Genomic DNA, 13,089 nt, shown 5'->3' with positions numbered 1-13,089 from the left:
CATGAAACCCTCGCTGCATCGTCTCGCCCCGGTGGTCTGCGCGTTGTGGCTGGCCGGCTGCACGGTTGGGCCGAACTATCATCGGCCGGAAGTGGACACGCCGGCGTCGTTCCGTTATGCGGCGCCGGATGCCGACGTGGTCGCCCCGTCCGCATTGCAATGGTGGAGCCAGTTCAACGATCCCGTGCTCGATTCGCTAATCGAGCAGGCGCTGGCGCGGAACAAGGATCTCTCCATTGCGGCCGCGCGTGTCGATGAGTTTTACGGCCGCCTGATGACGACGCGCGCCGGGCTGTTCCCGCAAGTCGGTGCGAACCTGGCCGGCGGCCGCAGCCGCGGCGTACCCGCGCCGGGTTACCCGCCGGCTGTCGGCAATCAGGTGCAGCTCGACGTGATGGCGTCGTGGGAAATCGATCTGTTCGGCCGGGTGCGGCGCATGACCGAGGCCGCGCGCGCCGACTATCTCGGCACCCAGGCCGCGCAGCAGGCCACACGTATCGCGCTGATCGCGAGCGTGGCGACCGCCTATCTGCAGTTACGCGATCTCGATCAACGGCTGGAGATTGCGAAATCGACGCTGGCGAGCCGCTCGGACGCGCTCGCGCTGTTTCAGGAGCGCTTCGGCGGTGGCGTTGTTTCGCAGTTGCAGGTGAGTCAGGCGAAGTCCGAGTTTCAATCGGCGCAGACCTCGGTGTATGCGTTCGAGCAACAGATCGCGCAGCAGGAAAACGCGTTGTCGTTGCTACTCGGCGATAACCCCGGGCCGATTCCACGCGGCAAGCCGCTCACGCAATTGACCGCGCCGGCGATTCCGGCAGGCTTGCCGTCGTCGTTACTCGAGCGGCGGCCGGATGTGCTGCAGGCCGAACAGGCATTGGTGTCCGCCAACGCGTCGATCGGCGCGGCGCGCGCGCAGTACTTTCCGGAGATATCGCTGACGGGACTGTTCGGCGCGGCGAGCACCGCACTGTCCGGACTGTGGACCGGCCCGGCGCGTATCTGGTCGTTCGCGGGCGCGATTTCGCAGCCGATTTTCACCGGCGGTGCGATTGCCGGCTCGGTTCGCACGGCCGAGGCGCAGCAGCAGGAAGCGCTGTTCAGCTATCAGCAGACCATCCAGTCGGCGTTCGCGGATGTGGAGAACGCGCTCGTCGGCGTGACGAGTACGCGCGATCAGTTGAAGGCGACCAATCAGCAGGTCGAGGCACTGGTTCAATACACGTCGCTCGCCCATGATCTTTACGAGGGCGGCTACACCAGCTATCTGGAAGTACTCGACGCCGAACGCAATCTTTTCGCGGCGCAATTGCAGCAGTCGCAGTTGCAGGATCAGCAGCTGGCGCAGATTGTCGCGTTGTACAAGGCGCTGGGGTACGGCTGGACGGTGAACACCACGCAGTAGTGTGCGGTGAGCCTCCGACGCGATCACGCACGGTCCCGCACTATTCCGCACGAAGGAGCTTTGAATGGAACATCACTCTTTGAAAGACCGCTTTCCGCCCGAACGCAGAAAACTTATTCGCAGCAAGGTCCATGTCCTGCTCGCGGCCATCGGGACGTTGTCGGCGGTGGTGGGGATTGCCGTTGCAATCAACGGCGGGCTGGAATTCAACCGTGTGAAAGTACTGGTCGGCGTGGCGATTATCGTGGTGTCGACGATTCTTTATATTTCGATGCTATTCGTGTCGGCGAACGAATGAAAGGAACTTCATGAATCAACTCCCTCGGCTCTTGCCGACAGCGGCGGCGGACGAAACCTTCGGCGGCGTCACCTATCACATTGGCGGCGAACTGGTGCCGGTGTTGTCGGTCGACGTATCCCGGCAGCCTGTCTACTTCGAGCATCACATTTTGCTGTGGAAGAACTCGAACGTCAGGATTGGCATCCGGCCCGTCAAAGGCGCGGTGAAACGCATGCTCGCCGGCATGCAGGTGTTCATTACGGAGGCGAGCGGTGACGGCATCATTGCGTTCAGCCGCGACGGCGCCGGGCATATCGTGCCGATCCACCTTCGCGCGGGTGAGGAATTGCATGTGCGCGAGCATCAGTTTCTGGCCGCGACCGGCAACGTGGAATACACGTTCGAACGGATTCGCGGTATCACCAACATGCTGTTCGGGCAAACCGGCCTTTATCGACAAGTTCCACGGACACGGCGGCGAAGGGGTGCTGTGGCTCCATGGCTACGGCAATGTGTTCGAGAAAGTGCTGGCGGCGGGCGAGACCATCGACATCGAACCCGGCGGATGGCTTTACAAGGATCCGCAAGTCAAGATGGATACGGTGGTCGACCGATTGACCAGCGGTCTGTTCGGCGCAGGCGTCAATTTCATCGTGAACCGGTTCACGGGTCCGGGGCGCGTGGGGATTCAATCCATGTATCTCAACAACTCGACGTCGGATCGCTAGACGACGCGAAGTAGCACGTCGGCTCGCGCCGGCAACGATTCGATGGGTCGAATCGTTGCCGGCGCAGGGCTTTTTTCACTTGATCGACTGGATCTGCGCCTGACTCAATTCCCACGTGTGCGGCGGCAACGGAATGAAGTGCGCGCCGGTCAGCCACGCCTCGTTGTCTTCCGACGGCACGATGGTCCACAGCAGAAAACGACGGATCGCGGCCGCGGTTGCCGGGTTCGATTGCTGCGTGGAGACCACAGCGTACTCATAGTTCACGAGCGGATAGGCGCCGCTGGCGGGCGCGAACACCAGCGTCAGACGCTCGTCGGGCGGCGTACGAGCACCGAGCGATGCCGCGCCGGCCATGATCGTGTCCCGGGTGGGCAAGACGAATTCGCCGGCGCCATTCTTCAGCGCCGCCGTGCCGATTTTTGCCTGGGCGATGCTGTCGCTATAGCTCACGCCGACATAGCCAATCGAAAAATCGGTCGACTGGATCGACTTCACCATGCCCGCATTGCCGGTGGCCGTTATGGCGGCCGGCACGCTCGGCCACGAGATCGTCGTGCCGTAGCCGTGATCGCTCTCCCACGAAGGCGTCGAGAACGTCAGGAATTGCGTGAACACGAAGGTATCGCCCGAACCTTCCGCGCGACGGATCGGCACGATCGCGTGATGAGGCAGCGAGACGCCTGGGTTGAGCGCCGCGATTTGCGGCGCGTCCCACGAACGCACCGAGCCGGAATAAATCCCGGCAAGCGTCGGGCCGTCCAGCCTCAGATGACTCGCGTTGAGCCCCGGCACGTTGTAGTTGATCGACTGGGCAGCGATCGCTAGCGGCACATTGATGATGCGCGGATTTTGCCTGATCTCCGCGTCCGACATGTAGGCGTCCGAGGCGCCGATATTCACCTTGCCCGCGATCACTTGCTGGACACCCGCCTCGGAACCCGTCGCGCCGACGTTGACTTGAACACCCGGATGCGACCTGGTGTACTGCGCGACCCAGATGGTGAGAAGCGGATACAGCAACGTCGAGCCTGTTTCGTTGAGCGTGACCTGTTGAGCCAGAACGGGAGCACTGGTCAGCACGGCGAGCGTCGCCGCACCGAGCGTCCGTCTTGCGAAGGTGCGGCACTGTAGCCAGAATCCCTGCTTTTTACGCGGGTAAGCCATGCGAATCTCCGTCGCCTTGTTTCGAAAGCATTGCGTCAATCGCGTGCCGGTAGACGGCCGCGTACGATTAGCGGCCGATCTGGTCGAGGTTCACGCCATTGGTTTCGATGCGGAACACCCACGTGACCACGGCACCCAGCAGCGACGTGCCGACCAGGATGTAAAGAAGCGGACCGGTGCCGATGCTGTTGAGCAGAATCGGGAACAGAAAGGCCGTGGCAACCGCGCCGATCTTGCCGACCGCCGCCGCGAAACCCGCGCCCGTTCCGCGAATCGCGGTGGGGAAGACTTCGCCTGCGAGCAGATAGGTCTGCGCGTTCGGGCCGAGATTGGTCATGAAGTTGAAGAGCATGAAGCCCGCGAAAATCATCGCGGTTTTGGCGGTACCGTCGAAGCTGTCGGAGAACGACGCGATCAGCAAGCCGGCCGCGCAGCCGACGAAACCCACGACCTGAAGCCAGATTCGCCCAAACTTGTCCGCCAGTGCCACCGCGAACATGATGCCGATAATCAGCAAGGCCGTGATCAGCGCTGCGCCCTTGGCGGCGAGGATATCGTTGAGGATCAGATCGGCGATGCTGCGCACGTGATCGGGTTTGGCGCCGAACGCCGTGGCGAGAATCGTCGGCGTGAAAATGCCGATGCCGTAGGTGCCCAGGTCTTGCAGGAACCAGGGCGCGGAAGCGAAGATCGTCGCGCGTAGGTTCTTCCGTTCGAATAGCGCGAGGAAGCTGCCTTTCTCGTGCTCGCCCTTGCCGACCACGACGAATTCACGCGCGAGAACAATCTCGGCCGGATATTGCGGCGAACGAACCAGCAATCGGCGGGCTGCCAGTTCCGCACGCTCGGTCGCGCCGCGTACATGGAGCCAGTTGGGGCTTTCGGTAATGTAGAAGCGTCCGATCGTGACCAGCAGGGCCGGGAAAATCGCCGTGCCGTACATCCAGCGCCACGCGTCGAGCGTCGGCACCAGCGACAGCACCAGAAAGCCAACGCCCGTGCCCGCCAGCGCGCCGACGGCCTGAAAGGCGAACGCCGCCAGCACCAGCTTGCCGCGACTCGTGCTCGGAATGCTCTCGGAGATAATCATGTGGGCGGTCGGATAGTCGCAACCGAGCGCGACGCCCAGACCGAACAGACACACCACGAGCGAGACGAAATTGGTGCAGAACACCAGCAGCACGAGAAACGCCACGAAGATGATCATCTCGGCGATGAACATGCGCTTGCGTCCGAAGTGATCGGACATGCCGCCCAGTCCCACCGCGCCGACCAGAATGCCGCACAGGCTCGCGGCACTGATAAAGCCGTTCTGTGCCGCGCCGATGCCGAACTCGCGTGAGATCAGCGGCAGCGCCACACCGGTCATGAATACGACGAAGCCTTCAAAGAACTTTCCAGCGGCGGCGAGTGACCAGATGCGCCACTGCATTGTCGTCATCGGGCTCGAAGGAAGACGCGTACCGTCCGCCCACATCGGCCGCTCGTCGATGTACTCCTGAACCGACTTGACTGTTGCCTTTTGCAAGTCGTCCGTAGCCGCCATGTCGTGCATACGTAAGCTCCTGGTCAGATGATTACCGTTGCGGCGGCGATGCTCAATTCGACGCGAAGTGGAACACGAGGTGAGTGATGCAGCCGCAGTAGAGAGCCGCAGTGTGGCGTTGATTTCGTGACGGTATCGTGACGCTCGCGCGGGTCGCGGGAGCGACAGTTGCGGCCGGCGAGGGCAGGCGAGGGTGGCTTTGCATTGCCGACGTTTCAGTCGAGCCGTGGAAGTGGTTGGGGCCGCACGTTAGTTGAAAACTTAATAATCTGGATTCCGTAATGATTGAGATGGAGAAAATCGCAGCGTACGCGCTCCTAGTTCTATCAAAGAACTTCCATCTTCTTACCAAATCTCTCACAACAGCTTACTTGCCGGAAAGGAAAATGTTTCATATCATTCCAGCGTCTGATGAGTCGGGGCCGTATGAGGCGCGGTCCGAGCACGGCAAGCGAAGCTCATTCGATGTAATGGGTGTTACGGGGCGGTAAGCACTGAATGTCGTCATGCGAGTTCATGCGCGCGGCCATCGTGTTCTACCTTGTTTGATCTCACTGGAGGTGTGCGTGAATATCGGTTCCCTTGCAAGCTCCGCAGTCGCGGCATCCAATCAATGGACGTCGTCGAACCAGCGGGCGCCATCGTCCAGTTCGAATTTCGTTCAGACTGTGGACCGTATCGCCGGCGACGTGGTCCACGTTGCCGCGGCGGTTGCAGCGGTGGCGCCCGTGGTGGGTTTGATCGGCGGCATTATTAACGTGTTTGTCTGACTGCAAGTTTCTTCCACGCTATGTCGTCATGTCATGAATAGCGAAGCGATATTGCATCGACTGAAGTTCGACCTTAAGCGATTCCCAGCGCTTGCAAGATGGGAAGATGAGTGTTGCCAAAGCGATTCGCTTTCTCGAGCAGTTCGTGGTCGGCGTTCGGCAGGTGAGCGTCAACGGTTTCCGCACCGCCAACCGACGACTGACTCGCGCGCAACGCCGCTCCAGCGAATTCGGCCCATTGTGCCGGTCCGCCCGATTGACGGCGTCGCGCAAGAAGAAAGAGCTGCGCCAGGCGGGAAGTCGCGATGCCCGATCCGGAAACCGGACTGGCCAGAAACTGCACGTCCGCCTGACTAAGCGCGAACTCGCAAATGGCGGCGTTCAACCGCTCCGATAAGGGACGGGCAAGTTCGATCTGACCTTCATCCTGTACGTTCAGCAACACGCCGGCCCCTGTCAGCAACGTTACTGCTTTAGCGATAACAGGTAGCGGGATTGCGCGTCCTTGTACACTGCTTTCAATCTCAGCGAGCGTAGTGGGACGATGACTGGCAAGCGCGTCGAGAATCGGACTGTACAAGCTTTCCGGTAGCGTAGCTTCTCCCAGTGCGCCGCGCACTTTTAGCACGACCGATGCTCTTGGCAACGCGAGCATGACGCGATGTGCGCGCAGTGCCTTCTGCCGGGATGCCATGTCGAGCATCTGGGGGGCCTTGACCCAGTAATCCCGCCGCATCGAGCGGTTGGTGCAAAAGTCCCGGACGGTTTCGCGTAAGGCGGTATCGGCAATACCGGCCAGCATAGCGCGTTGCGCTTCGTTCAGATTGATCTCGTCAACGTGATCGCGATAGTCGGCCGAGCATCCATAGGTCAAACCAGCAGCGGTAAGCGACGCCGAGACCTGCGAGAAAGACATGGGTTGCCAGTCGCGATTGAAATATTCGTGCGCGAGATAGCGAGGATTCTCGCTGCGCAACGCATCGACCCGTTCAGCCACCAGCGGATTGACCAGCGCATAGCCGGGTTGCGTGTCGAGCACGCGCCTGACGAAGTCGACTGCCTCGACAACGTGTGCCTCAGCCTGGGCCGGAGAAGAGGGGGCGGAGTCGCGTGTCCTTGCCTGCAAATGACAATGCATCAATTCGCGCACCGGCAGCATGGCGGCCCAGCCGGGTTGCGTATTATAGGCCACGTAGACGACACCGCCGACATTGAGCTTCCGTTGAATGAAATCGGCGATAAGCGCGCGATCTTCGTCGGAAATCCAGCTCCAGATACCGTGCATGCCGATGAAGTCGAACTGCGGCAGGTCGTCGCGCGCACAAAATGCCGAGAAGCTTTCGGCGAACAGCGCCGCCTGCGAACCGGCACTCCCGCTCAATTGGCGCGCAAAGTCCGCATGCGACGGGTTGTAGTCGGTGCCGAACCAGGGTGTCGCCGACCCGGCCGCATGCATATTGACGCTGATGCCGTGACCGAATCCGAGCTCGCAGGCGGTGCGCACGGTCTGCGGAACGAAACCCGACAGCAGCAACGGGAGCCTGCTGCGCAAAGGATTCAGTTCGTCGCAATAGCCGTGCGTGTACGTTATTGCATTGATACTGCCGGCATCCCACTCGCTCACGGTCTGGTTCTCGATCTATTTGAAGGGCTACGGTTGTTGTGCGGCGTCGTCGCCATGCACGGCGGCGGTCGCCGCGCGAGTGAATCTTTCGACGCGGTGCGCGTGACGCGAAGCCTCTCATAGCCTGAGGTCCTTGTCTAATTCAGGCGCCACAGCAGGCAGACCGGAGCTGGAAAGCGGACATTTGAACTTGGCTATAAGCGGACATTACAACTTAGCCTCTACAGACACAAACAATGTTGATAATTTATATTATGTTAAATTATTACGCTAACTTTGATCCTATGTTGCTTGCAATTTGCAGCGGAGCGCGACGCAAGCAATCTCGACCATTAGCGCTATGTAAATCTAACCACCACACGAGTCAGTTTGGGCTTTCTAACAATCCGGCGGTAGCTGGCAAATTTGCAGCCCCAATTACGTATCGAATCTGGACTAGCGTCACATGGGAAATTCGCTGTGTGGATGCCCCGATGGATAACTTTGCTTGCGTCAACTTTGATGACTCCCGGTTCGTGACTTTGGACTTTTGACCAACGACTCGCCTTACCCGCCGCTGAACTCGGCATCGCGTACATGCATGACGTCCATTAGGCAAGTCATTCCGCACCTTCCAAAATCAGCGCTTTGCGAATAGCATCGCCTTTTTCGAATTTCCCGGAATTCAATGGACGTTTTATTCTGTACACTGCGAAATTACCTCACCGATTTAGCCCCAATTTATTCATAGTATTTTCAGGACATTTTTCTTACAAATGGCTATTCTAATTGTAGATTAATCGGCATAGTGACGGCGACGCCTATCTTCGCCAACTCATATGAAAGAGGAATGCGCTCCGAGGAACTCTGCGGCTGCTCGTGCGCCGCGCGCTTTCGCTCGTGGCCACGCCCTGCACTGGCTGCTGGCGTTGATGCTAGGAATGTCTACGTATGCACATGCATGTCACACCTGGTGCGTGGTCATTCTGCCTGGTGCAGACCTCACGCAGCCCGCTGCTCAGCAACAGCTTCGCGCAATTCGGAGCGCTATTGCCAATGCCGCGCGAGGCGGCGTGGAGTTCTACACGGATACGCTACACGAGCTGCGATTCGATAGTGCCGAATTGATGCCAGGTTTTCTTACGCTATTGAAAAAAAATTGCGAACACAAGCAGATCGACAATGTAATTGGATTGACCGACGTTGCATTCGATTTTACTGAGCATTATCACGCCAAAATCTGGCCGGGCGCACCGATGATAATTACCAGAGCGGCGGGTTCCCGGCCAAAAGACATTCCATCCGGATTCGCTTATATGCCGGTCAATTTCGATATCGACGGCACATTGGCGACAGCCAAGCCATCACAGCCGTCCGCGCGGCGGCTCGTGATCGTTTCAGGTGCCGCAAAGCTAGACCGGCGGTTCGCAAAGCGCGCGACCAGCGGAGCTCGTGCGCGCCAATTCCACGATTGGACTGTCGACGTCCGGAGCGAGTTGTCCGTGCCCGAACCGCAACATCGTCTCTCCGCGCTCGGGACCGATACCGCAGTGCTCTACACGACGACGTATCGCGACAATAATGGCCGAACCCACCTCCCCTATGAGCTCGTCGCTCCAATGGCAAAGTCGTCCGGTGCGCCTATTTACGGCGAGTACCCAAGCTACCTCGGTCATGAAATGGCAGCAGAGTCGGTGATTGGTTTCGAAACCACCGGGCACCTCGCCGGTACGCTCGCGGCATCGATTTTAATCGGCAAGACTCCTGCGCGACGTGCCATCGCTGCTGCAAGCACGTCGCGTTGCATCGCGGACGCGGGGGTGCTCGGAAAGCTCGGGCTACCCGCCGCCGCGCTGTCCGAGAATTGTGAATTGATCAACGTACCGCCTTCGTTTTGGCGCGAGTACCGTGTCGTCATGCTCAGCGCCGTCGGCGTCGTTCTGCTGCAAGCACTGACTATCGCTGCGTTGCTCTGGCAACGCCGACACCGCCGGATCGCGGAAGACGAAGCCACGCTGCGACTGGATGAACTCTCCCGCGCGGCGCGCTTTGCTTCGGCGGGCGAGTTGAGCGCTTCGATCGCGCATGAAGTCGGGCAGCCGTTAGGCGCGATTCTCAGTAACGCCGATGCGGCAGGAATGATGCTCAAGAGCGGCCCTGAGACTGGCGAACTCCACTCCATCCTTGCCGACATTCGTCGCGACGCATTACGCGCGAATCAGGTCGTGCAACGACTGCGAATACTCCTTCAGAAGCACACTACCACGCTGGATCCGCTCGATCTCAATTCAGCATTCGACGAAGGACTTGCACTACTCGGTCCCGAATGCCGGCAACGCCAAATTGTCATCGAGGCAACAATGTCGACAGAAAGCGCCTGGGTGCTCGGCGATCGCGTGCAGTTGCAACAGGTGCTTATCAACCTCGCCATTAATGCACTGGATGCAATGGAGAGTACGTTTGCTCCGAATCGGATATTGAGTGTTTCCACACGAGTCTCGGGCAAAGGCTACGAACTGGCGGTGGCCGATCGCGGACATGGCATCCCGGCCGACGCAGGACAACGTGTGTTTAATTCGTTGTATACGACCAAGCCGCATGGCATGGGCCTGGGACTTTCCATCGTGCGCACCATTGTCACGACTCACGGAGGGCAGGTTTGGGCTGCCGTCAGGGAGGGCGGCGGAAGCACATTCACCGTCTGGCTTCCCGCCGTGCCTGAACCCGCGATGTCTATTGTTCGACCGGAAATCTCCAAAGTTAGCGAGACCACCGCAGTTGGGACTCAGCCTGAAACGCAAGGAGGACACCTGTGAGCGATCATGTCGATGCCGTCGTCCACGTCGTTGACGATGACCCTACTATATGTACCGCGTTGACACGCCTTTTGACTCACGCTGGCTACACCGTAAAAAGTTATCCTGCAGCGGGGGATTTTCTCGTATCAACACCCGATACGTCAAAGGCGTGCCTATTGCTGGATCTCGAAATGCCTGGGCCAGGTGGTCTTGATTTGCAACGTGCGCTGCATAAACTGGGGAACGAGATGCCCATTGTTTTTATCAGCGCGCACCATGATATTCCCAAAACAGTGATGGCCATCAAAGCCGGTGCGAGCGATTTCCTCCTGAAACCGATCGACTCGCAGGCACTTCTGGCCGCTATCGAAACTGCTCTCGCTGGTGCAACGCCGTCGTCGTCTCCGGCCGTGGCAGATGACCAGCCTCTTAAGACAGCCTTGAGTTCGCGCGAGCAGGTGGTACTGCGCGGCATTGTCGCCGGCCGGCTGAACAAGCAGATCGCTGCTGAGCTTGCGGTCAGCGAGCGAACTGTCAAAACCTGCCGGGCAGATCTCATGAATAAACTCCATGCTCACTCGCTAGCCGAACTTGTGATACTGGCTGAACCGCTGGTGCGGATGCAAGTACCGTTCTGAATCAGCGCAAGCTCTTCTCTCGATGAGTGGGTCAACTTTCCATGAATAATTCCGACAACATCGCGAGGTGGAACCCGGTTTCGGTCGGTACCTTCCGAGTCGAAAGCAATTCAATAAAAGAAAGGGCCAGGAAAACTCGGGCCCTGCCAACGACTTGCCCTCCGGGGCAAGTCGATTGCCTCAAATCCCTATAGCGTGAAGCTACACCATCGACAACAATCCAGTGTGTCAAGTATGCGAAGCACGCCGTTGCGTTATTCGGCGACGGCGTTCAGTATCGACAACCCTGCGGGAGACGGCCATGCATCGACGCGATTTTCTTTCGATCACCGCGGTATCGGTTGGCGTTGGAGTCGGTGCACTGGTACTCGCCGCGTGTACGACGTCGTCCGCGTCGCACGACTCGGCGGCAACGGACATGTCAAAGCGTCAATCGATCGATGCCGACGTGAACGGCACGATGTCGCGGCTATATTCAACCGTTATCGGCTCACGCGAACTCGTATCGAAAGCGCGGGGCGTACTTGTGTTTCCGAAGGTGTTGCAAGTCGGGTTTATTGTCGGTGGACAGTATGGCGAAGGATCACTGCGCGTCGCGGACAGCACGGCCGGCTATTACAGCACCGTTTCTGGTTCGTTCGGACTTCAGGCCGGTGCTCAGTCCAAGGCCATCATTTTTCTGTTCATGACCCAGGACGCACTGGACAGTTTCCGCAGTTCAGACGGTTGGTCCGCCGGTGGCGATGCATCGGTTGCACTCTTGAAGGTCGGCGCCAACGGAGCAATCGATACAACTACGGCTACTGCCCCTGTTGAAGCGTTCGTGCTGGCAAACACCGGCTTGATGGCCGACGTCTCCCTGGCAGGAACGAAAGTTTCACGGCTAAAAATCTGAGTGCCTTTTGGGGCAAGTCAGTAATCGCACATGGCCGCCGCAGAAGAAAACTGTTCCAGCGCGCCGGGCCCGGCGGCCGATCTGGCTGGGATCGATCTGTCGCTCGTGCATGACGACCCGGCGTTCCACCTGCAACGCCGGCTCGGCCGGATTCCGCGCAATGGAATGGGGACCGTGCGCCGCGCGTTGATCTTTGGCGCCATTTGCTGGCTGCCGATCGTGATCTGGGCGGTGCTCACCGGTCGCGCATCGAGAGGTGCCGACGGCGACACGCTGCTGGCTCATTTCGGCATTCACGTGCGCTGTCTGGTCGCGATTCCCTTGTTCGTCATCGCGGAAGGTGTGGCGCAAAAGCTGATGCCACCTCTCTTGCGTCACTTCGTCGAAGCGGGACTCGTCACCAGCGAGACATTAGCGCAGTTCCGCGAACTTACCGCAAGCGTCGTCCGTCTCAGGAATCTCACCTTGCCGTGGGTGCTCATCGCCGGCGCCGTGATTGCCTGGACCACCGCCTCCGCCTTCCTCAAACAGATCGACGACGTGAGCTGGCCGGCTCACTCCGGCGACGTGCCGGGCGCCCTCACCTTTGGCGGCTGGTGGTTCATTCTCATTGTCCGCCCACTCTTTACGATGCTGCTCCTCGCGTGGTTCTGGCGCGCATGCCTCATCTTCGTGCTGTTTTTTAAACTGGCTCGATTCCCGCTCGCGTTCGCTCCTGTGCATCCGGATCGCGTCGCAGGCGTCGGTTTTGTCGAGCGCCTGATGTTTATTTTCAGTCCGGTCGCGTTTGCGCTGTCTGCGGTCGTTGCAGCCTCGTTTGCGCACGAAGTCATGTATCACGGCGTGAACGTCACCGAGATCAAGGGCGAGTTGATTGCCACTGCCGTCATGCTGATCGTGATCTTTCTCATACCCTTCATGCCACTCGCCGTGACGCTCGGCAACGTCAAACGTGACGCCGTTTTTAGCTATGGAAGTCTGGTCGGGCGTCACGGGCGTCTCGTGCATCGCCGTTGGATTCTGAAAGAAGATGTCGGCACGCCGGACATTTTGGATGCACCCGAGTTGGGACCGGTGGCTGATGTGCAGGCGGTCTATCAGGCGATTCGGAGCATGCTTGCAATCCCTGTTGGCAAGTTGGGCCTGAGCGCGATTGTCGTGCCAGCGATAGTGCCCATGCTGTTCGTCGTGGCCATGCAATTACCGCTACACAGCATTCTGACAAAGGTGCTCAAAACACTACTCTGATTTCGCCGCTCGCG

At 59.3% G+C, this 13,089-nt stretch carries 10 protein-coding genes and 1 pseudogene; 8 read left to right on the top strand and 3 right to left on the bottom strand.

Annotation, left to right across the window (positions count from 1 at the left end; all coding sequences use genetic code 11):
- Position 1 precedes the first annotated feature (1 nt).
- The 3 genes and pseudogenes from B0G83_RS19695 to B0G83_RS19685 all read left to right on the top strand — a co-directional run bounded on the left by B0G83_RS19695 (position 2) and on the right by B0G83_RS19685 (position 2,410).
- Positions 2 to 1,402, top strand: coding sequence for an efflux transporter outer membrane subunit (locus tag B0G83_RS19695; protein ID WP_105509071.1), 1,401 nt, complete (start codon positions 2 to 4; stop codon positions 1,400 to 1,402).
- Positions 1,403 to 1,466: 64 nt separating this feature from the next.
- Positions 1,467 to 1,700 (top strand): DUF2964 family protein, encoded by a 234-nt coding sequence (locus B0G83_RS19690; RefSeq protein ID WP_105509070.1) that lies wholly within the window; start codon positions 1,467 to 1,469, stop codon positions 1,698 to 1,700.
- Positions 1,701 to 1,710: 10 nt separating this feature from the next.
- Positions 1,711 to 2,410, top strand: a pseudogene (locus tag B0G83_RS19685) (AIM24 family protein).
- 75 nt (positions 2,411 to 2,485) lie between these two features.
- Here B0G83_RS19685 and pstS read toward each other — a convergent pair.
- Both pstS and B0G83_RS19675 read right to left on the bottom strand, forming a co-directional pair.
- Complete coding sequence (pstS, locus tag B0G83_RS19680; protein ID WP_105509069.1) at positions 2,486 to 3,577, bottom strand: phosphate ABC transporter substrate-binding protein PstS; 1,092 nt, start codon at positions 3,575 to 3,577, stop codon at positions 2,486 to 2,488.
- A 67-nt stretch (positions 3,578 to 3,644) separates the two neighbouring features.
- Positions 3,645 to 5,132 carry an MFS transporter gene (locus B0G83_RS19675; RefSeq protein ID WP_219849033.1) on the bottom strand — a complete coding sequence of 496 codons (1,488 nt, stop codon included), beginning with the start codon at positions 5,130 to 5,132 and terminating at the stop codon, positions 3,645 to 3,647.
- 557 nt (positions 5,133 to 5,689) lie between these two features.
- Between B0G83_RS19675 and B0G83_RS38215 the strand changes: the two genes are divergently transcribed.
- The gene (locus B0G83_RS38215; RefSeq protein ID WP_146120262.1) at positions 5,690 to 5,893 is read left to right on the top strand and encodes a hypothetical protein; all 204 of its coding nucleotides are present in this window, start codon (positions 5,690 to 5,692) and stop codon (positions 5,891 to 5,893) included.
- 73 nt (positions 5,894 to 5,966) lie between these two features.
- Here the strand turns inward: B0G83_RS38215 and B0G83_RS19665 are convergent, their stop codons facing one another.
- Entirely contained in the window at positions 5,967 to 7,427 is a 1,461-nt protein-coding gene (locus B0G83_RS19665) for a class I SAM-dependent methyltransferase (RefSeq protein ID WP_258167991.1), read from the bottom strand.
- Positions 7,428 to 8,437: 1,010 nt separating this feature from the next.
- Between B0G83_RS19665 and B0G83_RS19660 the strand changes: the two genes are divergently transcribed.
- From B0G83_RS19660 to B0G83_RS19645, 4 genes are all read left to right on the top strand, one after another.
- Entirely contained in the window at positions 8,438 to 10,312 is a 1,875-nt protein-coding gene (locus B0G83_RS19660) for a sensor histidine kinase (protein ID WP_181156965.1), read from the top strand.
- Entirely contained in the window at positions 10,309 to 10,932 is a 624-nt protein-coding gene (locus B0G83_RS19655) for a response regulator transcription factor (protein WP_105509065.1), read from the top strand. Before B0G83_RS19660 ends, B0G83_RS19655 begins: the two co-directional genes overlap by 4 nt.
- A 301-nt stretch (positions 10,933 to 11,233) precedes the next feature.
- Positions 11,234 to 11,827, top strand: coding sequence for a YSC84-related protein (locus B0G83_RS19650; RefSeq protein ID WP_105509064.1), 594 nt, complete (start codon positions 11,234 to 11,236; stop codon positions 11,825 to 11,827).
- A gap of 30 nt (positions 11,828 to 11,857) precedes the next feature.
- Complete coding sequence (locus B0G83_RS19645) at positions 11,858 to 13,075, top strand: hypothetical protein (RefSeq protein WP_105509063.1); 1,218 nt, start codon at positions 11,858 to 11,860, stop codon at positions 13,073 to 13,075.
- Positions 13,076 to 13,089: the final 14 nt, after the last annotated feature.

The sequence above is a fragment of the Paraburkholderia sp. BL21I4N1 genome, assembly GCF_002973525.1.
Taxonomy (GTDB): Bacteria; Pseudomonadota; Gammaproteobacteria; order Burkholderiales; family Burkholderiaceae; genus Paraburkholderia.
The sequence above is the reverse complement of the archived record's forward strand: the minus strand, read 5'-3'. Positions and strand labels throughout refer to the sequence as shown.

Bases quoted from the DNA above. Each gene is read 5' to 3' on its own strand.
- B0G83_RS19645 (WP_105509063.1), top strand. From the start codon at position 11,858: ATGGCCGCCGCAGAAGAAAACTGTTCCAGCGCGCCGGGCCCGGCGGCC.
- B0G83_RS19695 (WP_105509071.1), top strand. From the start codon at position 2: ATGAAACCCTCGCTGCATCGTCTCGCCCCGGTGGTCTGCGCGTTGTGG.
- B0G83_RS19650 (WP_105509064.1), top strand. From the start codon at position 11,234: ATGCATCGACGCGATTTTCTTTCGATCACCGCGGTATCGGTTGGCGTT.
- B0G83_RS19660 (WP_181156965.1), top strand. From the start codon at position 8,438: ATGTCTACGTATGCACATGCATGTCACACCTGGTGCGTGGTCATTCTG.
- pstS (WP_105509069.1), bottom strand. From the start codon at position 3,577: ATGGCTTACCCGCGTAAAAAGCAGGGATTCTGGCTACAGTGCCGCACC.
- B0G83_RS19675 (WP_219849033.1), bottom strand. From the start codon at position 5,132: ATGCACGACATGGCGGCTACGGACGACTTGCAAAAGGCAACAGTCAAG.
- B0G83_RS19690 (WP_105509070.1), top strand. From the start codon at position 1,467: ATGGAACATCACTCTTTGAAAGACCGCTTTCCGCCCGAACGCAGAAAA.